Here is a 23,452-nt window from a genome sequence, read left to right on the forward strand (position 1 = left end):
AAAATCTATTTCCTGACTGAATGCGCAGATTTTTGCGCATATCAAGGCGCTCTGTCGTACGCCATAGCGAGCTATGGTTAGACAGAGCAACGCAGAGAGGCCCGAAAAGATGCCTATTCAGCGGCTCTGCTTATCCCGAGCTCAGGTTACTTAGCTTTAGGTTGAGTTAACCAAGTGCTGAGCAAACGCACGCCGTAACCTGTGGCGCCCGCAGGCACAACGGCGGTATCGGTGGCGGTTAAGGCATTACCCGCGATATCGAGATGTGCCCAAGGCTGTTCGCCCGCAAAGCGTTTTAAGAACATGGCCGCAGAGGAAGCGCCTGCGCTGCCTTCTTTTCCGGTGTTTTTCAGATCCGCGATAGTGGATTTAAGCTCATCATCGTAGGCTTGATCTAAGGGTAGACGCCACACTTTCTCGCCAACCTGTTGTCCCGCATAGGTTAACTGCTGAACCAAGGTCTCAGAGTCGGTAAACAATCCCGCATATACGCTGCCGAGTGCGCCGACTTTAGAACCCGTTAAGGTCGCGACATCCACTATGATGGAAGGCTTATAGTTTTCTCTGGCATACCAGAGACCATCGGCCAGTACTAAGCGACCTTCGGCATCGGTATTGAGCACTTCAACGGTGAGCCCTTGGGCAGTTTTAATCACGTCCCCTGGGATCATCGCGTGGCCAGAGATCATGTTCTCCGCCATCGGCATAATCGCGACTACGTTGACTGGCGCCTTTTGGAGTGCCATGGCTTTAATGGTGCCAAGCACAGTGGCAGCGCCCGCCATGTCTGACTTCATCCGTGCGATAGAAGTGCCCGTCGCCTTAATGTTGTAACCGCCAGAGTCGAAGGTGATACCTTTACCGACCAGCGCAATTGGCGCATCTTTGCTACCCGGCCAATGGGCGACCACTAACTTAGGTGGGCGTTCGCTGCCTTTACCCACTGCCGCCAAGGCGCCCAGTTGTAGGCGTTCGATATCTTTGGCTTCTAATACTGTGACTTTAACGCCGAGGGATTTGAGTTTTCTCGCCTCATTGGCAAAGCTGTCGGGATACATAATGCCCGCGGGCGCGTTGGTAAGATCGCGGGCTAAAAACACACCAGCTTCAACCGCTTGCAGATTTTTATGGTGTTTCTGGTTGCCACTTAAATCATCGACGGCGATTTGGTAGTTCTTCTCGGCATGGGTACTCGCCTTGAACTGAGTGTAACGATAGCTGCGCAGTTCAATACCGTGTGCTAGCTCTGAGGCAAATAACGGCGCGGCCGTTAAACCTTGGGTGAGTACGCGCACTGTGGCTTGGGGAACGGTATCGAGTTTGGCTGCAACATTACCGCCGATTGTATTGATATCACCGGGCGTTAAGGTTTTAGCATCGCCAATGCCGACCAGTAAAACTCGCTTAGCATCGATTTCGCTCGGTACTAAAATCTCGAGGATTTCACCTTGCTTACCGGAAAAGCTGTTATCAGCCGTCGCTAGGTTTAATTGGTCTTGGGTCGACTGAGGTAAAAAGTCGATCCCATAGGTAGTGGAATCAGCGCTTTGGAATAGCACTAATGTATCTGAATTCAGTGAGCTACGAGTGTCAAAACTAAAAATCTCGGCGTTAGCATTGAGAGAGTTAAGGCACGCCAGAGCCATAACGCTTAACATAAATTTGTGCTTATTTTTCATGGTGACAGCTCATATCATAGGAGTGTGAGAAGAATATCAAAGCTCAGCCTTAGGGTTAACTAATTTAAGCTATTTTGCTGATATTAATATTAAATCCAAGGCCCAAAGCGTGTCAGTGATCGCTCAAGGGCAAAACCCAATTGTTGCGACAAAGATTGAGCCTGACTTTTCAGGGCCGACGTGCCTAAAAGCTGTGGCGATTGGCTCGCAAATATCACCCAATTACCGCCGCCAGTGAGACAAGCATTCACATGGGAAAAGTGCTGTTGTAAGTCGGCTAATAACTCGCGATTTTGGCTATGTTCTTTCCAGCAGTTCAGCACTAAATAACCGTTGGGTTTAATGAGGTTAGTGCATTGCTTAAGGAATACTGGCGAAAGCTGTCCCGTTTCAACGCCTTTGGCTGTGTAGATATCGGCAAAAATCACATCGACTTTTTTATGATCGCCTGCGGCCAAAAAGGCGATGGCATCATCATTGATAAGATTGAGCTTTTTACCTATCGGCAGTTGAAAATAGCGCTTAGCTAATTCAATCACCGCGGGGCGTAATTCCACCGCCGTCAACTTTATTGCCGCGTCGAAATTGCGCAGAGAGTGAATAATCGAGCCGCCGCCTAAACCTAAAACGATGGCGCTCTTAGGCTTACAAAACAGCAAAACCAACAACATGGCTTGCACATAAGTGTGCTGGGGAATATGGGGCGCAGCCTTGAGGATTTTACTCTGCTCGTCGTTATCCCCAAAGGACAGGATCCGTGAGTCGTCGTAATCGATTACGCGGATTGGGCCTAGTGCGTCTTGGGTTTCATGTAAGAGGGTAGAGTCGGCCATATTGGATTTATTACTCGGTTTAGCTGTTTGGCTCGCTTGCACAGGCTATAACTACTTGCGCAAAAAAGTTAGAATTCAGACAGTTTTAGTTAATTGAGTCGCTATTATGACAAATCAAATCCTGCTTGCCTGTATTTATCTTGCAGTGTTTCTCTTTTTACAGCGCGCCTTAACCCATTGGGTGAGAAAACTGGCGCAAATGAAGCAAGTGAGTGTGGCGCGGACCAGTTTAGTCACCCGTTTTATTTCCTATGTGATGTTTTTTATTACCTTGTCACTGATGGCGGTCTCGCTTGGGCTGGGCTATCAAGATGTGTCGCTATTTGTGTCATCTGCCTTCGCTGTAATGGGCGTAGCATTAGTCGCCCAGTGGTCGATATTGAGTAACTTAACCGCAGGCGTACTGATCTTTTTCGTGTTTCCCTATCGTATCGGTGAGCGTATTCGAGTGGTTGATAAGGATGAAGATATTAGCGGCGTGATCATCGAAATCGCGTTATTCCATGTGCTGATCCATCGCGATAATGGCGATACCATTACTTATCCCAATAACTTGATGCTGCAAAAGGCAGTGTTAAAGCTCGCCGATCAGACTCCCTTAGCCGAACGTCAGGCGTTACTCGAAGGCAAGAAGAAGTTTGATCCTGAGTAGTGAATATAACGACGCCGCTGTGTATCGATTATCGAGCTGTGTTGAGTGCTCGCGGGCGCTTAGTCCAATTATCGTGTCATTAGGTGTGCTTGCGTACGTACTATTGATGAACAAATAGCGGCTGGCTAATAAATAGCAACTGACTAACCAGTAGCGGCGTACGATGAGATGAATGAAATCGCTATTGCCGTTCTAGCCACTTAACTAACGCTTAAATAGCACTTAACTAACACCTGACTAAGACTCAACTCAGGCTTAATCGATAGCGCTTGAGTACAAGATTCTCAACAACCCAATACACGCCCGATAGGGATAGCAACAAGGTCAGTATGCCCAGCAGCCAGCTAAAGGGGTTGTTGAAGCTGCCTTGATTGAGGTAATCCATAAAGTGCAATTTAAACATCAAGTCGGCGATGTCTGTGTGGTCATTTTTATGGCCAACTAGTTCGCCATTAACCGCATTGATATAAATCCGCGTCGACAGGTCATCATCCATACCTATTTGCCACAGTGAATTGCACTGGGTTGGCCACTCGCTAATGGGGGCTGAGATTTGCTTAACTTGGTTAATCTTGCCCGGCCCTGTGTAACTTTCAAGCGCCAGTTGTTGCGCGTTTTGTTTATCAATATGTAAGACATTGCCTGTATAGGCATCAATCAAGGTTTGCTGTTGGCACTGGTGTGCATAGCGCTGCACCTTTGCATCGAGTACATAAACGGGCTTACCTGCGATCGCCACTAATGTCAGACTTTCTACTTGAGTATGCTTAGCCAGTAAGGGAGTTATATCCACAAGCTTTTGTGGATCAAACGCTTGCCTTTGCGGCTCAGGATGATGGCTCTGTTGGTACTCCATTCCCTTGAGTTCATCATGGGGCGTCAAATTGAAATAGACCCCAGTAACCAGCCAAAGTAGCAGTTGAATGCTAACTATGGCACCGAGCCAATAGTGAGCGATTTTGACCCAGCGTTTGAAGCGTTTACTTTGAGGCTTAGGTTTAGATTTAAGTTTCGGCATCATCTCAGATACCTCCTTCTGCGCTGCCACAGTAAAACGAAGCCAGCTAACACAGCCACAATAGAGACTAGAGCCGAACTCAGTAGTAGAAGATTGTCGATGGCTTCACCTTCGTCGTAATCCATAATGTGCCATTTCCAAAAGAGATCGAACAAACGCCAATAGTCATGTCTGCGCGTGACTAACTCTCCCGTTGTCGCTGATAGGTAAAGGCTTGTAGCAGCGCTATCGTTAAAATCCATTCTCCAAACGGGCAAGTATCGCGGCGCTAATTCTGCAGGGGCGATATCTGTGAGCAGGGTTGCACTAACAAGCTTAGCCTCTATGGGTAAAGAGCCATGATGCTGATAGTTTGAAGCTATCATTCGGGCTTGTTTCTCCGTTATCGAAGGCAATAACTCACCCGAATCTGCGTTCACGAGAATGGACTTATCGATCAGTTTAATCCGGTAGTAGAGGGTATCAGTGACTGAGGTTAACGTGATTGCTTGAGCCTTGGGGAAACGCTCATAAACCGCTGCGATTGGGTAATGGATCTGACTGGGATCGATATGCCGTGAGTCTTGCACTTTAATATGATCGCCACGGATAAACCCAAGATCCATTAAGACGAAATAGCTGCCGGTGACTGACCAGATCCCAATCGGCAGTACCAACAATAACATCAACCATCTGTGCAGAAAGTGCGCCGATGAGACTCGTTTAAGTGTGTGAACCCGCTTCAAGTTGATGACTCACCTTTTATTTTGTGAACTAATTTAGCCAGCTTGCTTAAGGGGGGCAGCCCCCTTAAGCCCAAAGCACTACAGAGCCCATTTCATCCCGACATAGTAACGACGTCCCATTAGGTCGTACGTCATAGTGTTGGTATTACCGTCGGTATAGCTTTGATGATATGGCGCTTGCTTGTCGAACAGATTATCGATACCTGCTGTGAACGCAATATTGTTGTCCATTTGATAATGAACCTGTGCGTTATGGTAAGTGATCGCATCAACTGAGTCCCCTATATCTCCAGCATTGGCATATTGATCATCCGCCGCGCCAATATACTGAATGTTGTAGCTAAAGCGCCAATTGTCATTAGTGACATCAAAATAGAGGTTTGAGCGCCATTTGGTATAGCTACCATCATAACCAATGGTGCCAGATCGAGATTCAACGGGGGCACCGGCGTAGGTTTGCAGATCGTATTGATCTAAATAGCTCAGCTCCCAAGTCGTATTAGTCACAACGTTGCCTATCTCTTTCTGGTAAAACATCGCCATATCAACACCTGAAACCACTTCGTTGGCGGCGTTGCCCAGTTGTGTTTGTAAATAGGTGATGTTGCCTGTCATCGCGTCTCGCACAAAGTGCTCGTCGCTACAGAAAGGATGCGTCATCCCTTTGCTGTCGTAACAGGCGGCTAATTTGCTCGAACCATTGACTGAGTTAATGGCGTTATTAATCTCTATCTTGTAGTAATCGAGCGTGATATTGAGCCCTTCAATAAATTCCAGATCCCAAACAATACCCGCAGTAAAGGTATTGGCTTCTTCTGGTTCAAGTTCAGCATTGCCACCACGGTCGGTTAATATTGTGCCTTCTTGCTTATAATTCGTTGGCACGTTTGATGCCATACAATTAGCGTATCGATTCGAGCTAGGGTCGAGCTTAACCCACTCGCTACAAGGATCTGTGGTATTCATGGAACCTTGATCTATGCCGCCAAACAACTCAGGAATATTCGGTACTCTGAATGCCGTGGATTGGGTGGCTCGCAGCGTCACTGCGTCATTGACGACCCACAGCAGCCCCATTTTATAATTGGTATCGCCACCGAAGGTATCAAAATAGGAATATCGCAACGCCGCAGTTAATTCGACCGACTTGGCAAAGGGCAGGCCGCTTAAAATAGGTAACAAGGTTTCAAGATAGATTTCGTCGGCAGTGTAACGACCATCAATCGGATCTTGCTGGGCAGTGTTCGCTTCACCACTGATTTTAAGTGGGTCGGGATCATTCCATCCTTTCTCGTTTCTGTGCTCTAGTCCTGCAGCAAAACTCATCATGCCCGCGGGTAACTGCCATAGATCGCCTGTGATATTCGTTGTTAGGCTAAACTGCTCATTACCGCCGCTATCACGCATGTTAAACAGAAAATAGTCCAGCATTTCAGGTGTGAGTGAACCAGCTCCCCAAAAGTCTGCGCAGGGGACATTAGGATCAATATTACAACTGCTATAGTAAGTCGCCTCGGCAAGACGAGCCTTATTAATGACATTGGTCACTTCATAGGAACCACGGTTACTGCCGAAGTTAACCGCAGCATCCCATTGCCAACCGTTATCTAAATCCCCTCTAAAACCTGTCACTAAGCGCCATGTATCCGCTTGAATATTAAATTGTCGGGGCGCTTCTGCCAGTCTGCGACTCTGGAGCAGAAAGTCTGCATCGGTGGGATTTGACTCATGCCAAGCAGGGATGACTATTCCTGACACCGATTGCGGGGAAGCGGGTAATTGGGAGCTACGGTGAGTGTACATGGCCTCAGCAAACACTTGGCTGCTTGCCGTTAAGTCATATTCACCGTAGGCAAACAGATTGACTCGCTCGTTAGGCTGAACCGCGTTAAAATACTGATAAGTATTGTCTTTATGGCTGCTTGTGTAAGGGGCACTTCCTGTTGGTAAAAGCATTAACGGATCGCCGATTGGATTACCATTGGCATCAATGAAATGGCCTCTGCCTCCCGGCAGCGCCGAGCTACCGCTACACACTAGCTCACCATTAATCTCCTCAAGCGGACAAGGTGCGCGACTCAGCATATCGACGGCTTGGGTTTTATCGTAACTCATTGCCACATATGCATTGCCACGCTCACCGACATGACCGAGGGCAAGGTCGAGCTTGTACTGTTCACCATCATTTTGCTCGGTTATGCCCGTTCTCGCTTGAAATTCAACCCCATCGATTTGTTGCCGAGTGATAATATTGACCACGCCAGCAACCGCGTCGGCACCATAAATGGCGGATGCACCATCTTTTAAGACCTCGATTCGTTCAACCACGTTAATGGGAATAGTATTAAGATCCACGGAGGAGTTTGCCCCAGTGCCACTGTTCAGCATACGTCGACCATTGAGCAGTACGAGTGTGCGATTCACCCCTAATCCACGCAGGTTGACTTGGGTTGAACCATAGCCACCTTCAGTCCAATAGGCATTCGTTTGATTACCCGCAAACCCCGCAGAGGCTGTCATTCTTTGCAGCAATACTTCAACTGATGTGGCACCGGTTTTCTCGATATCTTGCGCGGTAAAAACGGTCATAGGCGCGGTGGAAGCCATCTCTTCCCTTTGAATTCGGCTCCCTGTAATGGCAATCCTTTCGATAGCCGTGGGAGTCGATACTTGAGGTTTAATTGCAGATGCTGGCAACATTATTTCAGTTTCGGCTGCTATCCCTGAAAAAGTGGCCATGCTTGCTAGGGATATTGCCATTGAAGTCATTACTGCGGAGCGGGTCATAATAAGCCTATGAAAGGTTTGTTTAAATAATGGTATGTTTTATATAGGATTAAGTGGGTATCTCAATAAAAACTCAACGACCTGCGACACTGTGTCACACCCCTAATGCGCGGTTTATAATAAAGTGCTGATATAATCGTCGCTCACTAAGGGTTTGTAAGTTCAACCATGTGGGCCCGCAGCGTGGTTTTTTGTTTTACAGATATGATGATTCGGCATGGTGTAAATGGGAGGATAAGAGCATGCAAGCGCAAGTGCAGAACAAGTTTGAACGCTATCCTGAGCATATAACGCCCTTGCTATTACGGATCCGAACCTTGGTTTTTGCGATTGCCGAAGCGCAGGATTTAGGTGCGGTGGAAGAGAGCTTAAAATGGGGCGAGCCGAGTTATTCAGTTAAAAAGGGCAGCACAGTAAGATTTGACTGGAAGCCTCAATATCCCGAACAATATTGCCTATTCTTTAATTGTAAAACTAAGCTGGTTGATACATTTCGAGAGCTGCATTCCGATGTGCTGCAGTTTGAAGGGAATCGAGCCATAGTGTTAAGTATCCATGATCCTCTGCCAATAACCGCAATTTCTCAATGTATTGAATTATCGTTGAAATACAAAAGTATCAAACATCTACCTTTATTAGGTGCGTAAACCGACTGGGAACCAACTTGACAGAAGCTGTAGCACCTAAATCTTAGTTAAGGTGCTACCTGTTTGCGGTAACGAAGCAGACTTATTTTTGTCGATTGATTTGACAAAAAATTGCAGTCTTGGATAGTTAAATCCAGCGTTACCTTTGATTGAAAAATATAACAACACAGCACAAATCGCGAGATATATCCCAATATCAATGGCTGAAAGCATCGCAGAATTGATTTGTTGGCCAGTCGCAAGCAACAGGCTTACACTGAGTATTCCAGCTAGTCATCTAAAAATACGCTCTCTCATAATCACTTCCTTGTTGTTTATTTAACTCTTCTATCGCAACACTCGCTGAAAAAATGCCGTCGCTTGTAAGTACATTTGCAGCGCTAAAGCCGGATCGTATCTATCGCCTTCATCACGCATAAAGGCGTGTTGAGCGTTGACTTCAAGCCAAGTGAAGTTACGGTTCAGCGCCATTAATTGCTGGTGGATTAACACTCGACCTTCCGCCGATACATGGGGATCTTGCTTACCAAACACTAACACTAATTCCCCTTGAATATCACCGCTGCGGCTCAGAGAGTCATTGCCGTAGGCGCAGGGCAGGGTGTTAGAGTGAATGTCGGTTGGATAGAGGCAAAATGCACCTAAAATAGAGGGGTTGAGTGCGGCGCGGTAGGCTAAGTGGCCGCCGATACACACGCCCATGCTGCCCACTTTGCCATTGCAGTAAGCTTGTTGATGGGCAAAGTCGACTAATGCTTGGGTGTCGCTGTCGTGGTGTTCTAAAGGTTTAGCAAACTTATCGGCGTTGCCTTTGTCTTTACCCGGTTCATCGTAGGCGAGCACTGTGCCTAAAGGATTGAGTTCATGGAACACTTCCGGCACAAACACGACAAAACCGTGGCCAGCAAGAATTGTCGCAGTGCGCGCAATAGGCGCAGTTTGCTGAAATATCTCGGAATAAAAAACGATGCTTGGAAATTGCCCCTGTGCTTCTGGGCGGTAGATATAGGTGCGCATTAGCCCTGAAGGCGTGGAGATATCCTGAGTTTCCTGAGTGACTAACATATTTAGTTCTCTCTGTGAGGCTTCAAACGTTGAAGCCTCACTTTAGCAGTCAGGATTTTATCTGTCAGTTAAAACAATTCGTTACCTGAGAGCTCCCCTGCACATAGCGCTTTTACATTGCTCAAGGTTGTTTGGGCAATGGCGCCTAAGGCTTCTTCGGTGAGGAAGGCTTGGTGACCGGTAAAAATCACGTTATGGCAGGCAGATAATCGACGGAATACATCGTCTTGAATGATCTCATTCGATTTGTCTTCGAAGAATAAACCTTTTTCGTTTTCATACACATCGAGTCCGAGTGAACCGATTTGGCCGAGTTTTAAGGCTTCCATCGCATCGAAGGCATTGAGTAAGCCACCACGGCTGGTGTTGATCACCATGACACCGGGTTTCATCTTGGCGAAGCTGGCTTGGTTGAGCAAATGGCGGTTATCGGCCGTGAGCGGGCAATGCAAGCTGATGATATCGCTGTTGGCATAAATCGCGTCGAGATCTTGATATTCCACATTCAGCGCGACAACCGCTGGATTGATAAAGGGATCGTAGGCGATGACTTTACAGCCAAAACCGAGCAAGACTTTAATGGTGGCCACGCCGATTTTACCCGTCCCAATCACGCCAACAGTTTTGCCGAACATATTAAAACCGACTAAACCTTCGAGGGAGAAGTTGGCATCGCGGGTGCGTTGGTAGGCTTTGTGGATTTTGCGATTCAGCGTCAACATCAGCGCGACTGTGTGTTCGGCAACGGATTCTGGGGAATAAGCGGGCACATTGACGACTTGCATGCCTAAGCGTTTAGCGGCGACTAAATCGACATTGTTAAAACCAGCGCAGCGCATGGCGATAATTTTTGTGCCGCCCTTGGCGAGTTCAACGAGGACTTCTTCACAGAGTGAATCGTTAACGAAGGCACAAACGATTTCAAACCCTTCAGCAAGTTTCACTGTTTGCATGCAGAGGCGATAATCGAAATACTCAATTTGTGCACCAAACGCGGCATTTGTGCGGTTAAAATGCTGCATGTCGTAATGTTTTGCGCTAAAGAATCCAATTCTCATTTCAGTCACCTAACGGATTTTGATGTAGTTATCAGCCAAAGAGTGTAAGTGAGTTAGGGCTTTTTGTCCTCAGCCTTAGAAAATTGCCTATTAAAAGAGTGAGCTTTGTCATCAATTGGCTAAAACTGTTGATAAAAAAAGCGAGCCCTGATGGCTCGCTTATGGATTGACTGCCTGTACTTGAGTTGTTCAAGCTGGACTCTCGCATTTAAAGGCGTGCTTTGAGAGCCAAGGGTTAGTCCGTTAACCCTGATACGGTTTGTGACTAGTGATCTTTAGCGAATTTAGCCGCTTCAGCACCGGCGATACGGCCGTAGGTCACAATGTCAGATACTGCGTTACCGCCTAGACGGTTAGCACCGTGAACACCGCCAGTCACTTCACCTGCGGCATATAAGCCTTGGATTGGTTTACCGGTTTTTTCGCTCTTCACTTCGGCTTTAGTATCAATCACAACGCCACCCATAGTGTGGTGAACAGCAGGTGCGATTTCTAATGCGTAGAAAGGTGCTACTGCTAATTCGCGTGGTAGGTTTGGACGTTCAAATTGCGCATCTTTACCTGATTTCACGAAACCGTTGTATGCCGTGATGGTTTTAGCCAGTTCAGCGGCGGGCACATCAATTTGTTTTGCTAACTCTTCGACGGTTTTGCCTTCTTTAACAATATTCAGATGCACATAACCTTCAATCGCTTTTAAGCTCTTACGGATTGAGTCATCGAACACTAGATAAGCACTTTCGCCTTTTTGTTGCAGAATCGCGGCAGACGCTTTATCACGGGTAGTGATTTCGTTCATAAAGCGGTTACCTTCACGGTTAACCACGATAGCACCGTTACCACGTACCGCTTCGGTGATCATCACGCCACCTGCTGGTGAGTAAGTTGGGTGAGCTTGAATGAACTCTAAATCGCGAGTTGCTGCACCAGCTTGTTGTGCTACGTCTAAGCCATCACCGGTTGCACCTGGGTGGTTAGTGGCTTTAAAGCCTTTTAACTTAGGATCGTATTTAGCTACGCGGTCGTTGTTTTTCGCAAAACCACCGGCAGCAATAACCACTGCATCGGCTTTGATTATGTAGTAGCCAGTGTATTCGCCTTTAACGAGTACGCCAGTCACATTGCCTTTCGCATCTTCAATAATACGGACAACACGGCTGTTTAAGCGGATGTCAGTACCACGTTTGATTGCGTTGTCCCACAGCACTTGCGCAACGTGTGCACCTACGCCAGCGCCACCGGTTGGACGGTGACTACGGTTAACGCTTGCGCCACCCATACGGCCTACGTCAGTCATATCGGCACCCATAGAGGTTAACCAATCGATAGAGTCAGAAGAGTTATTCGCAAGCACTTTCACTAATTCAGGATCGTTAATGTTACGGCCACCTTTCATGGTGTCGTCGATCATGATTTGTTTCTTATCTTCAATACCTAACTTAGCTTGCGCCTTAGTTTCGGCAGCGTTCATACCACCAGCTGCCAGTTTAGTGTTACCACCTGGGACTGGTTCTTTTTCGAGCAGGATTACTTTTGCGCCAGCATCACGGGCTGATACTGCAGCAGCAAGGCCCGCACCACCTGAACCGATAATAACCACATCAGTGGTTTCTTTTACGCCAGCAGCAATGGCTTTATCTTGTGCCGCTTTGTCAGCATCAACAGGAACAAACTTACGTTCCCACTTGCCGCCGTAAGGCATGTCGAAGCCGAAGCTGTGGCAAGCATCGCAATAGGCGACTGATTTTTCATGACCTTTATGGCAGCTCGTACAAGCAATTTCGCCAATCAAGTGAGATTTATGAGGTGAGACTTTGTCTTTAGGTGCGGCGGCGGCCAGTTCTTTTAAATCGCCGTGGCAGCTAACGCATTGGGCATTTTCATGGCTAAGGTTGTCATCGCTGACGCCACCTTTGTCTGAGACGTGGCAGCTGTCGCAACTGCCCATTTCACCGTGAAAATCGGCTAGCACTTCTGGTGCAGCATAGGCAGTTCCTGCCATTGCGCCAGAGATCAGCATGGCTAGTGCTGTTTTTTGAATCTTTCTTGTGAACATGGTAGTTCCTCCGCCGTACATTCATCTACTTAATAAGGGTTATTCATCGTGGCGTGATATTTATTTTTTACGTCATTCACGCACTGTTAGAGCATTCTCCATTTGCAAATTTATCACTATCTAAAGAGGTATATATGTGTTCAGGTCACATAACCTTTGTTACAACGGAAATAACATATTTAAAATGTGCAATAGGGCGGGAAATATGAATCAAGTTGAAGCTAATCACTGATTGAATACGGTATAACTTGCGCGAGTTAACATATTGAATGGATTGGATTTAACTTTATGAAATAAAAATGGTATTGATTGTGGGTTTTGCGAGGTATTTTATCTAATTGTATTTTATAGATATTATAATGTGACTTTGCACATTAATAATTTCAATTAGTTATTTTTGAGTATTCTATAAATAATGTTATTTATCCAGCCTTTATTGTATAGAATTATATTATTAGTTTAATTAAATGTTACGTAGTTGATTCTTAAGGGGATGTAATGCAGAAACAAGGCATATCAGAAAAACGTTTTTGGATTCAACGTTTGAGTAAAACCAGTTTAAGGGCATTGCATATTTTAGGAATAGTCGGTGTTGGCGGTGGCATTTTATTAAGTGTAGATAAAACGCAATGGCTGAATTATTGGTATCTCGCCATGACGACGGGCAGCATATTAATGTTGTGGGAAATTGTGCGTGATTGGCGTTGGTTAATTCAGCTTAAGGGTGTGTTAACCTTAGTAAAAGTAGGCTTACTTGGTCTGTTTGTACCCCTGGCTAATTTCAAGCCTGAGCTGTTAATCGTGATACTCTTTTTGTCCGTGATTGTGTCCCATGGTCCTGCTGGACTGAGGCATTATTCTATTGTGCATCGTCGGCAAATCGACTCGAAAAAAGAAATTAAGGGCTAATTCTAATGTCTGTAATCCATGCGCCAATCGTGACACCCGCAGCCTTAATCACTGAGTTTGCTTGGCCTGTTTCTCGCTTCGATGGACTTAAAGTGCTCGATCTTGCCTGCGGCTCTGGGCGTAATGGCTTGTGGTTTTTAGCGCAAGGGGCTGAGGTGACATTTATCGACAGGGATTTGTCTGCCATGTCGCACATTGAGCATGTGAACGCCCGCAAATATCAATGGGATTTAGAAGCCGAGGCTGCGCCATCGCTACCGATTGAAGAGTACGACATTGTCTTAGTGTTCAATTATCTGCATCGGCCATTATTGCCGCAAATTGCCAAGGCGGTTAAGGCTACAGGCCTTATCGTCTATGAAACCTTTACCACACAACAAGCTGAGAGTGGGCGGCCACGTAACCCCGATTTCTTACTCACTGAAAATGAACTCAAATCAGTGTTTGCTAACTGGCAACCTTTACATTACTTTGAAGGTCGATTATGTGATCCGCAGTCCACTCACAGCAGTTATAAAGCACAGTTGATTGCGCGAAAATCTAAAACGTAAGTTTACCGATTGAGACTCAAGAGGTCGTAGGATGTTTCCCTATCCAGAGCAATATCGCATTGCAACACCACCGCTAACGACCGCTGTCATGGTGGCTTGGGCTTTATTAAGTCATAGCCTGTTTTCCGATGCCAGCCCTGTCGCTCTGTATCCGCTATTAGCCCTGTTCCCGCTGGTAATTGGATTACACTTGTATTTGATTTGGTTAGCAAAAGGAATGGGACGACTCGATCAGTTTTTCTATGCCTTAGTGCATATCCCACTGGCGTTCGTGGTGTGGACATTTACAATTATGCATGTGAATGGCAACGCTTTTTCTTAAATTCGCCTGACGTTTTATAGAAAAATAACAAAAAAAAGCGCCCTGATAATCAGAGGCGCTTTTTTAAATGCTGTATTGCTAACAATTAGGCCGTAGTGTTGATGTTGTGGCCTGCATTACCTACCGGTTTTGGCGCCGCAGCTGCAATTAAATCTACCGCGATTTTACCTTCGGCTTTTTGCTGCTCTTTGGCTAATTGAGCAACCTTAACGCCAACTGCACCATTTTCTAGATTAGGTGCGATAGCTTGGGTGTTCAGTGAAATAGACATAACTAACCTCGATTGTAAGCTGGATCCCTTTATCGGCAAACCCAAGGTTAACTTTAGTCGTTAGCCATAAATTTGCCAATCATCCATTATTTTGCCAATTATTTCGCCAGTTACTTGGCCTTAGCCGAGAACAGTTTGCGGCCGATGACAATAATGGCTGTAATCCCCAATGAGCCTAAGATCAACCCCAGTGCCAGCGCCACATTTTGCAGTGCGGTAGGGTCGATAACCAGCGCGATACCCATACCCAACATCATCACACCTGACATGAGTTTTAGGGCTTGGCCTTCTTTTTCAGTCAGTTTACGTTTACCTAAGGTCGCGCTGAAGACGATAACGATAATCGCCAGCGGGATCACGTAAACAATGTTATATAAAACCAAATACATATAGCGTTCAATGTCTGGCAGATTGTGCATAGATAGCACGCTGGTGTAGATCATCGGGAAGCCCGCGGTGCAGAGCAGTTCATAGGCGTTGGCGAGGACTGCTAGTACGGTCGATCCAATAAGTAAGGCGCCTAAGCTACTCGAATTTGACAGTTTACCCATGCGCTTTATCAAACTCGTCCGATTTTCCGCCGACATCGACAGCGTCACTTCCCCCTTAGTAAAGAAGTAATCTTTAATGTTGATGACCCCAGCGATTAAGGCCAAACAACCCGCCGCTAAGATGATCATGCCGCCATCACTGCCAGCGCCCAACAGCTGGAAGATGTTCAGCCATGCGGTCATAAACAAGAAATAGATAAAGCCAGAGAAGAACACGAAAATCCCGCCGACGAGCAACATGCGGCTGCGACTCTTGGCATTAACCATGATCGACAATAAAAACAGTAAAACGAAGAAGGCGCAGGGGTTAAAGGCATCCACGCCTGCGAGCACTAAGGTGAGCAGCGGTAAAGACATAGTCTCAGGTGTCACTACGCCCACTAAAGGCAACTCAACGGGCTGGACTTCAGATTGCGCTTGTGATGCTTCTGTAGCGTCACCCAAGCTGGTGGCATCGCAGGTGCCTTCGCCAGTATCTGTGCCGCAGGTGCCAAATAGCGGCGCATCGGTTTCTGTACTCGCGCTCGTACTGACAACGCCTTTGGTGGGTAAATCTGCTTCGCTGAGTTTACCGCCAAGGGATAAATAGCAATTTTTCAGTCGATTGACGAGAAACTCGCCCGTTACTGCTTCGCTCGAATAGCCCACCACGGCTTTTTCGCAGCTGGCCATATAGGGCACAGAACGCGCCTCTGTCGTGGTTTTTGCGGCGATAGTTTGCCAAATATCCTGCACGCCTGGATCTGACACCATATGGGATTCGAGTTCAATCCAAGGGTATTTTTGCGGTAATGAATCAATAAAAGGATGGGCCTCTGCACAATGTGGGCAGGTTTTGGACCAGAAGAAATACAGTTTAATTTTGAGTTCACCTTGAGCATTCACATAATGCCAAGTTTGATCCGCTGAGCTTGCTGGCGCTGTTTCGGCCCAGCTCGGGATGGAAAAGGCAAAGAGGAATAATAGAGAGCAAAACAGCGAGATTTTAGATAGATATGTTGTCATAGCGCCTCCCACTGAGAGTGGGTTTAAGTATCGTCAAACGGTTCAATTAACTCTTACTCTACTTAAATCAATCATTTTGATTAAATTAGATATTAAGAAGTGTTAGTTAACTCGCGAATAACAATTTTTTGGGAACTGAAACAAGTTTATCTTTGGTAAACGTTTAGCTAGGGCAGAAATTCTAGGGCAGAAAGAAATTTAGGGCAGAATTAGGGTAGAAATAGTGTGCTGCTCACTTTGGCTCATCACACTTTAGCGGGCCACATTCTGGTCTTCGAACTTGGGTTACTATTATTAGGTTTGGCACTCTCAGGCTGATCTGCGGTTAGCCGCTTTCACACCGACTTAGACAGCGGCTTTCATATAGGCTTTTACAACCTGAGTCGTATTGACTCTGCCAGAATCGTTATTGATTAATAAAGATAAAGCACCCTACAAAATATAAGGTGCTTTATTGCTGGCTCGATGATGGGGTTAACCTAAGGCTACGCCATTTACGCTCAGTTTCACGTCGATATTATTACGTGTAGCGTTCGAGTATGGACAAACTTGATGCGCGTGACGCACTAATGCTTCAGCGGCTTCTTGTGGTAAATCTAAGGTGACTTCTAAAGCAACCGCTAATGCAAAACCGCCGGCATCATTGGCACCTATGCCAACAACCGCACTGACTGGCGCTTCGGTAATATCCACTTTGCCGATTTTAGCAACATGCAAAACGGCGTTTGAGAAACAGGCAGCATAACCTGCGGCAAACAGTTGTTCTGGGTTAGTGGCAAGTCCGCTACCGCCCATGGCTTTTGGATAGGCTAACGCCACATCCAGTAAACCATCATCAGTGCTAACTTGACCCTGACGACCCGCTTTTGCTGTGGCACGTGTTTCATAAAGTGTTTTCATAATATTGACCTTCTTAGATTAAGGATTAAGTAAATTGATTTTAATTGTGCGCAATTCAATTGCGATAAACTATAATTCGATCTTTGGTGTGAATGCAAGTATATTGTGCACAATATATTTAATTTGTCGGATCTTCCTATGGCAACAACTCAACCCAACACCCGTGTTAATCCTGTCGATATGGCCGAAAATACCAGTGCAGATAATGCCTTATGCCTTGAAAACCAAGTGTGCTTCTCACTTTACAGCGCCGCGAATGCTATGGTGCGAGCCTATCGCCCTTTGTTAGATAAATTGGATCTAACCTATCCGCAATACTTGGTCATGCTAGTGTTATGGGAAGAGCAGGGCATTAGTGTCAAAACCTTAGGGGATAAACTCTTCCTCGATTCAGGCACGTTAACGCCATTGCTAAAGCGGTTAGAATCCAAGGGATTAGTGACTCGCGGTCGCAGCGAACAAGATGAGCGTGTGAGAGTGCTCGCCTTAACGGCCGCAGGAATTGCCCTCAAAACGCAGGCAAGTGAAATCCCCCATTTAATGCGTTGCAAAGTCGGCGGCGAGGCGAGCGAGTTAAAAGCCTTAAAGGCCATGTGCGATCAAGCACTTAAACAATTACATGCCAGTATTGATTAAACTCTTATCGTCGAGATTTGATTTAAGACTAACTTATTGACATATTAACGCTTATTAGCTGTTCGACTGAGCTTGATTGAATGAGGCTCAGTAGGTCGGTCGTCTATGGAACGTTAGCGAGAGTGAGTTATGGCCAGTTTCGATATAGCCATTATTGGCGGTGGGATCAGCGGTGTCGGCATTGCCCAATATGCGGCAGCGGCGGGCTATTCCACCTTGCTGATTGAAAGGGGCGAAATTGGCGGCCAAACCTCGGCTAATTCCAGCAAGCTTATCCATGGCGGCTTGCGCTATTTAGAAACCGGGCAAATCAATTTAGTCCGTAAGTCCTTGCTTGAACGGCGCCATTTACTCAATCTTGCGCCCACTCTGGTTAAAGCTGTGCCTTTTTATATTCCAGTGTATGACAACAGTCAGCGCAGTCCCTGGACTATTCGCGCGGGCTTAAGCATGTATGCGCTGCTGAGTGAGTTTGATCCCTTGGGTCAATTTGTGTCTGTGCCTGCCGTGCATTGGCATCGTTTTAAAGGTTTGAAACTCAAAGGATTAAAGGCGGTGTTTCAGTATTGGGATGCGCAGACCGACGATAAGTTGTTAACTCAAGCGGTGGCGCGCAGCGCGCAGGCATTGGGCGCCGAAGTCTATGCCGAGGCTGAATTTCTTGAGCTGGAACATAGGCGCGAAACTTGTGAGCTGAGTTTTAGCCACAGGGGCGAAATCCATAAAGCCGAAGCGAGTCTAGTGATCAATGCTGCAGGCCCTTGGGTGAATGCGGTTTTAAGCAAAGTCTTGCCTCCACTTGCGGGTGTTGAACTCGATTGGGTGCAAGGCGCCCATGTGCTACTGGATATTCCTGCGCCCGATGGCATCTTGTATTTAGAGTCTTGCTTCGATAAGCGGGTCATATTTGTGATGCCTTGGTATGGGCAAACCTTGGTTGGCACCACAGAAACGGAACTGGCGTCTTTGGATAAACTACCCCAAGCAACTGAGTCTGAAATTAATTATCTGCTTGGTATTTATAAACATTACTTCCCGCTAACCCCGGAGATTGATGAGCTTAAGACAAAGATAACCCAGACCTTCTGCGGCATTCGGGTTTTACCTAAGCAAAATAGCCAAGCCTTTGAGCGGCCGCGGGATACTTTGATGAAAACATCAATTTCCCATCCGCGCATCCTCAGTTTATACGGCGGTAAGTTAACGACTTTTCGCAGCACCTCGGCAGAAGTACTTGAATGGATTGAAAAGGCCCTAGGTAAGCGCGAGGCGATTGCCGATGTTGATAAACTCAGCTTGTCTTGAATAAACCTAAAATTGCGTCCTTGGTACTGGTTGAGTGTGTTTCGAGATGATTTTTACCCGTAAAACCGCTACAGTGTGGCGCTTTTTTACTGAATCTAGGATCTGTCGTGAGTGCTGCTATTGTGAATGCCGTTAAGCAATGTGGTTATTTTAATCAAGGTCAGTGCCTTTCTTGCCGGCATATTCAGCAGCCTCTAGTGCAGCAAGTGGCGGTTAAAACCCAAACGTTACAGCAATTACTCGCGCCTTTTATTCCCGCAAATTCGGCAGAACTTTTTCTGCCTCCCATTACTGGCGATGACAGCGGCTTTCGTAATAAAGCCAAAATGGTAGTACTCGGCGCCGCCCATGAACCCGTGTTGGGGATTGTAAGCCCAAGTGGTGAGGCGGTAGATCTTTGCGACTGCCTGTTATATCCAGCTGATATGCAAGCCTTGCTACACCGTTTAACCCGCTTTGTGCAGCAGGCGGGGCTTCCTCCCTATCGGGTTGATAAAGCCAAGGGTGAGCTTAAGTTTATTCTGCTGACCCGCAGCCAAGTACGCGGGGAGTATCTACTGCGTTTTGTGCTGCGATCACAAAATGGCATTGAACGTATCGAACGCGAATTACCTGCATTATTGGCCGAATATCCGCAGATAAAAGTCGTGTCAGTCAATATCCAACCAGTTCATATGGCAATCCTTGAGGGCGATGAGGAGATTTTCTTAACTGAGAATACCCGTCTCGAAGAACGTTTTAATCATGTGCCTTTGTTCATTCGGCCCAAGAGCTTTTTCCAGACCAATCCGCAGGTTGCGGCTCAGTTATATCAAACCGCCCGTGAGTGGGTCGCCGAGTTTTCTCCTCGCTCGTTATGGGATCTGTTTTGTGGTGTGGGTGGTTTCGGACTGCACTGCGCATCCAAAGACATTACACTCACAGGGATTGAGATTGAAGCCAAGGCGATTGCCTGCGCGCAAATGTCAGCGCAAATGATGGGGCTAGACAACGTGCAATTTATGGCGCTCGATTCCACCGACTTTGCCAAGGGCAAAAGTGCTGCCGATAAGCCGGATTTGATCATTGTTAATCCGCCAAGGCGTGGCATTGGCGAGGCTTTATGCCAGTCATTAAGCGAGTTTGCGCCTAAGGCGATTCTTTATTCCAGCTGCAACCCCAAAACCTTAGCAAAAGATCTCGAGCATATTCAAGGTTATCACTTAACCAAGGTGCAGCTATTTGATTTGTTTCCCCATACGGATCACTTCGAAGTTTTGGTTATGTTGGTGAAGGATTAATCTTTTAGCTCATCAATGTATCTCTAAGCATCTGTACTCACTCGCTTTATGATTCTTGAAATCCGCTCAAACTATCTTAAGGGCTCTGCTGTGTGGGGCCCTTGTTATGCTTTTATCTGCGTTGCTCGCGTGAAACTTCATCAAAATGTCTTTTTAGTGGCATAATCTTCAGCACTTTATGCATTGAATGGCGGCGATTTATGCTACAGATTTTCCTACGCTTTTTTACCTTAGGCTTGATGAGTTTTGGCGGACCTGCGGCGCACATTGGTTATTTTCGCCAGACCTTTGTTAATGAACTCGGTTGGCTCGATGATAAGCGTTACGCCAGTCTCGTCGCCTTAAGCCAATTTATGCCGGGGCCAGGGTCGAGCCAAGTGGGCTTTGCCATTGGTTATCAAAGAGGTGGACTGGTGGGGGCGCTTGCTGCCTTTGCTGGTTTTACGCTACCTTCCTTTATTTTGATGTACTTACTGGCGGTAACAACGTCGGCGTGGCTCGCTAATCATTATGTTCAAGGAATGATTTATGTGCTTAAATTGATGGCCGTCGTTGTGGTTGCCGATGCCGTTCTTGCCATGTTTAAACAATTCTGCCAACGCAAATCCGCCCGTTTGTTAATGCTAGTCAGCGCTGCGGCGATTTTGATTGCGCCATTTATGTGGACGCAAATCCTCCTGTTACTCGGCGCTGCGGCTATCGGTATTTATAAATTGAGTGCGACGCAAGATGACACTGCGCCGCTTGCACCGATTCGCTTGAATTATCTCTATTTACTGCTCTTTTTCGTGCTGCTCATCGGCAGTTTTTTTATGGTGGATTTCGGACCTGAGGCTTGGATCTTCAGTGAGTTTTACCGCGTAGGGAGTTTAGTGTTTGGTGGCGGTCATGTGGTGCTACCTCTGCTAGAAACAGCAGTGGGCGATACCATGGGCGGCGATCGTTTTCTGACGGGTTATGCCTTTGCCCAAGCTGTGCCTGGGCCTATGTTCACATTCGCGACCTTTTTAGGCGCCGAAGTCATGCTAGATAAACCTTTCATGGGGGCTTGCATCGCGACTGCTGCCATTTTTTTACCCGGATTTCTCCTTATGCTGGTGGGCCTGAAGAGTTGGCATGCGATTGCGGCAAGACCGAAAATTGCTGGTGCGATTGCTGGCGTCAATGCCTGCGTTGTTGGCTTACTCGCGGCCGCGTTTTATCAACCGGTTTTTTCTCAGGCGGTATTCTCGGGCAAGGATATGGCCTTGGTATTGCTCGGTTTTGGTGCATTAAAGTTATTTAAACCACCCATGCTGGTGCTGGTTTTAGGCTTTAGCTTGTGTGGGATCTTGCTAAATCTGCTGTGAACTGAGGGGCGATTAATTGCAGGTTTCTTGAGCAAGATTAAGATTTTGTTACTTTAAGCGCATAGAAAAATAACAATGTTAGCTATACTCCAAAGATACAAGTTGTATTCCTTTGGAGCATTCAAGCATGTCTAAGTTGAGTTTACGCAATAAATTACTATTGCTATCGCTGTTCCCTTTGATCCTCGCATTACTCATATTGATGTCGGTTTCCTATTATGTCGAACAAGATGCACTTGCCGCTGAAGTAGTCACTTTTAAAACTAAGCTCGTCGGTGAGCGTAAACAACAAATTAAAGAAGCCACCGAAATTGCCGCAGGCATAGTGAATTATCAATTATCACTAAAAGAGCAAGGCAATGTGAATCAAGCACTCAGAGACATACGTTTTGGTAGCGCAGGTTACTTTTTCATGTATGACTCTCAAGGTAAAAATATCTTTCATGCCCTAATCCCTAGTTTAGAAGGGCAAAACAAGATGGATATGACAGATCCCCGCGGCACTAAAATTATCGTCGGCCTGCTCGACGCCGCTAAACGTGGCGATGGTAGTTTCTCCTACTACTATCAAAAACCTAATACCAATGAGCAGATTGAGAAGATCAGCTACGCCATGATGATCCCGGGTACAGACTGGATGTTAGGTACGGGCGCCTATATTGATGATATCGATGCCGTTGTTGAGGAATACCGCGCCACAGTGACAGAACAAATGGCAGATAAATCCTTCGCCATTTTACTGATAGCACTGTTCCTTACGGGTATTACCGGCTTTATCATCATGATCGCCGCCCACCGTATGGTTGTGCCAATCAAGAATATGGCCGATAACTTGAATGATATCGCTAAGGGTGAAGGGGATTTAACCAAACGACTCGCCGTAAAAGGGGAGGACGAAATTGCTCAACTTGGACGTTCATTTAACCTCTTTGTCGATAAGCTACAAAATATTATCGGCGATGTGGCGACCGCGACCGCTAAAGTGAAAACCGCAGCCAATGCGATTCATGCGCAAACTAAAGTCATGTCGAGTCAGTTAGTCAGTCATAACAATGAAACCGATCAGGTGGTGACGGCGATTACTGAGATGTCATCCACCGCTAGCGAAGTGGCTAAAAACACTACTCAAGTGGCTGAGGCCACCCACGCAGCAACGGGTGATGTGGCCAATGCCCAGCGCTGTGTTGATGCTTCGCTGGAAGAAATTGCGTCTTTAATGTCGCAAATCAATAATGCGGCGGGCAGTATCAAATCACTCAGCGAGCAATCTCAGAAAATCAACAGCGTACTGTCAGTGATTGGTGGTATTGCCGAGCAGACCAACCTATTGGCATTAAACGCCGCCATCGAAGCGGCCCGTGCCGGTGAACAGGGCCGAGGTTTTGCTGTGGTCGCCGATGAGGTACGTAACTTAGCCAGCCGCACTCAAGCGAGTACTTTAGAAATCAATGAGATGTTATCGGCATTACATAAGCTAGTGACCCAAGCCGTGAAAGCGATGGAAGAGAGTCAACAAAGCTGCGTGCGTTCGGTGGATTCTTCTCGCACGATTTCCGACAGTCTGGGTTCAGTGACTTCGGCTGTGACTGCGATTAACGATATGAGTACCCAAATCGCGGCCGCGGCGACAGAGCAAAGCTCAGTAACTGAAGAAATTAACCGCAACGTGTATGCCATCCAAGAGATTGTGAATGAGCTACTGCACTCCAGTGAAGATGCGGCCAGAGTGAGTCTGACGGTATCAGAGGAAGGCATTAACTTAGGTAAATTAGTGGGGCAGTTTAGGATTTAATTACATCAATCTAAATAAAAAAACGGGAGACTTAAGGTCTCCCGTTTTTATTTGGCTCGTT

The 23,452-nt window shown here is 46.6% G+C and carries 21 protein-coding genes; 10 read left to right on the forward strand and 11 right to left on the reverse strand.

Annotated elements, in window-relative coordinates:
• Positions 1 to 146: 146 nt before the first annotated feature.
• On the reverse strand, positions 147 to 1,679 hold the full coding sequence (locus tag BM607_RS10160; protein ID WP_006080361.1) for a leucyl aminopeptidase: 1,533 nt from the start codon (positions 1,677 to 1,679) through the stop codon (positions 147 to 149).
• An 89-nt stretch (positions 1,680 to 1,768) separates the two neighbouring features.
• Positions 1,769 to 2,512, reverse strand: a complete 744-nt coding sequence (locus tag BM607_RS10165; RefSeq protein ID WP_071938772.1) for a spermidine synthase — start codon at positions 2,510 to 2,512, stop codon at positions 1,769 to 1,771.
• 106 nt (positions 2,513 to 2,618) lie between these two features.
• Between BM607_RS10165 and BM607_RS10170 the strand changes: the two genes are divergently transcribed.
• Complete coding sequence (locus BM607_RS10170; protein ID WP_006080363.1) at positions 2,619 to 3,164, forward strand: mechanosensitive ion channel family protein; 546 nt, start codon at positions 2,619 to 2,621, stop codon at positions 3,162 to 3,164.
• 244 nt (positions 3,165 to 3,408) lie between these two features.
• Here BM607_RS10170 and BM607_RS10175 read toward each other — a convergent pair whose 3' ends face one another.
• The 3 genes from BM607_RS10175 to BM607_RS10185 form a co-directional block, all read right to left on the reverse strand.
• On the reverse strand, positions 3,409 to 4,185 hold the full coding sequence (locus BM607_RS10175; RefSeq protein WP_071938501.1) for a PepSY domain-containing protein: 777 nt from the start codon (positions 4,183 to 4,185) through the stop codon (positions 3,409 to 3,411).
• On the reverse strand, positions 4,182 to 4,847 hold the full coding sequence (locus BM607_RS10180; protein WP_071938500.1) for a peptidase: 666 nt from the start codon (positions 4,845 to 4,847) through the stop codon (positions 4,182 to 4,184). The genes BM607_RS10175 and BM607_RS10180 overlap by 4 nt, the downstream gene beginning before the upstream one ends.
• A 138-nt stretch (positions 4,848 to 4,985) precedes the next feature.
• Positions 4,986 to 7,694 carry a TonB-dependent receptor gene (locus tag BM607_RS10185; RefSeq protein WP_071938499.1) on the reverse strand — a complete coding sequence of 903 codons (2,709 nt, stop codon included), beginning with the start codon at positions 7,692 to 7,694 and terminating at the stop codon, positions 4,986 to 4,988.
• 242 nt (positions 7,695 to 7,936) lie between these two features.
• On the opposite strand from BM607_RS10185, the gene BM607_RS10190 reads away from it, so the two are divergent.
• The gene (locus tag BM607_RS10190) at positions 7,937 to 8,341 is read left to right on the forward strand and encodes a DUF1801 domain-containing protein (RefSeq protein ID WP_071938498.1); all 405 of its coding nucleotides are present in this window, start codon (positions 7,937 to 7,939) and stop codon (positions 8,339 to 8,341) included.
• Between the two features lie 327 nt (positions 8,342 to 8,668).
• Here the strand turns inward: BM607_RS10190 and BM607_RS10200 are convergent, their stop codons facing one another.
• The 3 genes from BM607_RS10200 to fccA all read right to left on the reverse strand — a co-directional run bounded on the left by BM607_RS10200 (position 8,669) and on the right by fccA (position 12,520).
• Positions 8,669 to 9,406, reverse strand: a complete 738-nt coding sequence (locus BM607_RS10200; RefSeq protein ID WP_071938497.1) for a dienelactone hydrolase family protein — start codon at positions 9,404 to 9,406, stop codon at positions 8,669 to 8,671.
• Between the two features lie 68 nt (positions 9,407 to 9,474).
• Positions 9,475 to 10,464: a 2-hydroxyacid dehydrogenase gene (locus tag BM607_RS10205; RefSeq protein ID WP_006080371.1), complete on the reverse strand. Its 990-nt coding sequence runs from the start codon at positions 10,462 to 10,464 to the stop codon at positions 9,475 to 9,477.
• Between the two features lie 265 nt (positions 10,465 to 10,729).
• Positions 10,730 to 12,520 carry a fumarate reductase flavoprotein subunit FccA gene (gene fccA / locus BM607_RS10210; protein ID WP_006083995.1) on the reverse strand — a complete coding sequence of 597 codons (1,791 nt, stop codon included), beginning with the start codon at positions 12,518 to 12,520 and terminating at the stop codon, positions 10,730 to 10,732.
• Between the two features lie 498 nt (positions 12,521 to 13,018).
• Between fccA and BM607_RS10215 the strand changes: the two genes are divergently transcribed.
• From BM607_RS10215 to BM607_RS10225, 3 genes are read left to right on the forward strand one after another with little or no spacing between them, the layout of a single operon-like run.
• Positions 13,019 to 13,429, forward strand: a complete 411-nt coding sequence (locus BM607_RS10215) for a hypothetical protein (protein ID WP_006080374.1) — start codon at positions 13,019 to 13,021, stop codon at positions 13,427 to 13,429.
• A 5-nt stretch (positions 13,430 to 13,434) separates the two neighbouring features.
• The gene (locus BM607_RS10220; RefSeq protein ID WP_071938496.1) at positions 13,435 to 13,980 is read left to right on the forward strand and encodes a methyltransferase; all 546 of its coding nucleotides are present in this window, start codon (positions 13,435 to 13,437) and stop codon (positions 13,978 to 13,980) included.
• Positions 13,981 to 14,011: 31 nt separating this feature from the next.
• A complete protein-coding gene (locus tag BM607_RS10225) occupies positions 14,012 to 14,302 on the forward strand; it encodes a hypothetical protein (protein WP_012090084.1) in 291 nt (96 codons plus the stop codon).
• Positions 14,303 to 14,387: 85 nt separating this feature from the next.
• On the opposite strand, the gene BM607_RS10230 is transcribed toward BM607_RS10225, so the two are convergent.
• From BM607_RS10230 to BM607_RS10240, 3 genes are all read right to left on the reverse strand, one after another.
• On the reverse strand, positions 14,388 to 14,573 hold the full coding sequence (locus tag BM607_RS10230) for a hypothetical protein (RefSeq protein WP_006080378.1): 186 nt from the start codon (positions 14,571 to 14,573) through the stop codon (positions 14,388 to 14,390).
• Positions 14,574 to 14,683: 110 nt separating this feature from the next.
• Positions 14,684 to 16,129: a cytochrome C biosynthesis protein gene (locus BM607_RS10235; protein WP_071938495.1), complete on the reverse strand. Its 1,446-nt coding sequence runs from the start codon at positions 16,127 to 16,129 to the stop codon at positions 14,684 to 14,686.
• A 474-nt stretch (positions 16,130 to 16,603) separates the two neighbouring features.
• Positions 16,604 to 17,029 carry an organic hydroperoxide resistance protein gene (locus tag BM607_RS10240; protein ID WP_012588452.1) on the reverse strand — a complete coding sequence of 142 codons (426 nt, stop codon included), beginning with the start codon at positions 17,027 to 17,029 and terminating at the stop codon, positions 16,604 to 16,606.
• A 138-nt stretch (positions 17,030 to 17,167) separates the two neighbouring features.
• Between BM607_RS10240 and ohrR the strand changes: the two genes are divergently transcribed.
• The 5 genes from ohrR (at position 17,168) to BM607_RS10265 (ending at position 23,391) form a co-directional block, all read left to right on the forward strand.
• Positions 17,168 to 17,665: a hydroperoxide resistance transcriptional regulator OhrR gene (gene ohrR / locus BM607_RS10245; protein ID WP_006080381.1), complete on the forward strand. Its 498-nt coding sequence runs from the start codon at positions 17,168 to 17,170 to the stop codon at positions 17,663 to 17,665.
• Positions 17,666 to 17,794: 129 nt separating this feature from the next.
• On the forward strand, positions 17,795 to 18,970 hold the full coding sequence (locus tag BM607_RS10250; protein ID WP_071938494.1) for an FAD-dependent oxidoreductase: 1,176 nt from the start codon (positions 17,795 to 17,797) through the stop codon (positions 18,968 to 18,970).
• Positions 18,971 to 19,077: 107 nt separating this feature from the next.
• A complete protein-coding gene (gene rlmC, locus BM607_RS10255; protein WP_071938493.1) occupies positions 19,078 to 20,250 on the forward strand; it encodes a 23S rRNA (uracil(747)-C(5))-methyltransferase RlmC in 1,173 nt (390 codons plus the stop codon).
• Positions 20,251 to 20,450: 200 nt separating this feature from the next.
• Positions 20,451 to 21,599, forward strand: coding sequence for a chromate efflux transporter (chrA, locus tag BM607_RS10260; RefSeq protein WP_071938492.1), 1,149 nt, complete (start codon positions 20,451 to 20,453; stop codon positions 21,597 to 21,599).
• A 127-nt stretch (positions 21,600 to 21,726) separates the two neighbouring features.
• Positions 21,727 to 23,391 (forward strand): methyl-accepting chemotaxis protein, encoded by a 1,665-nt coding sequence (locus BM607_RS10265; protein WP_071938491.1) that lies wholly within the window; start codon positions 21,727 to 21,729, stop codon positions 23,389 to 23,391.
• Positions 23,392 to 23,452 lie beyond the last annotated feature (61 nt).

Origin of the sequence: Shewanella sp. SACH, from assembly GCF_001887095.2 — a bacterium.
Lineage (GTDB): Bacteria > Pseudomonadota > Gammaproteobacteria > Enterobacterales > Shewanellaceae > Shewanella > Shewanella baltica.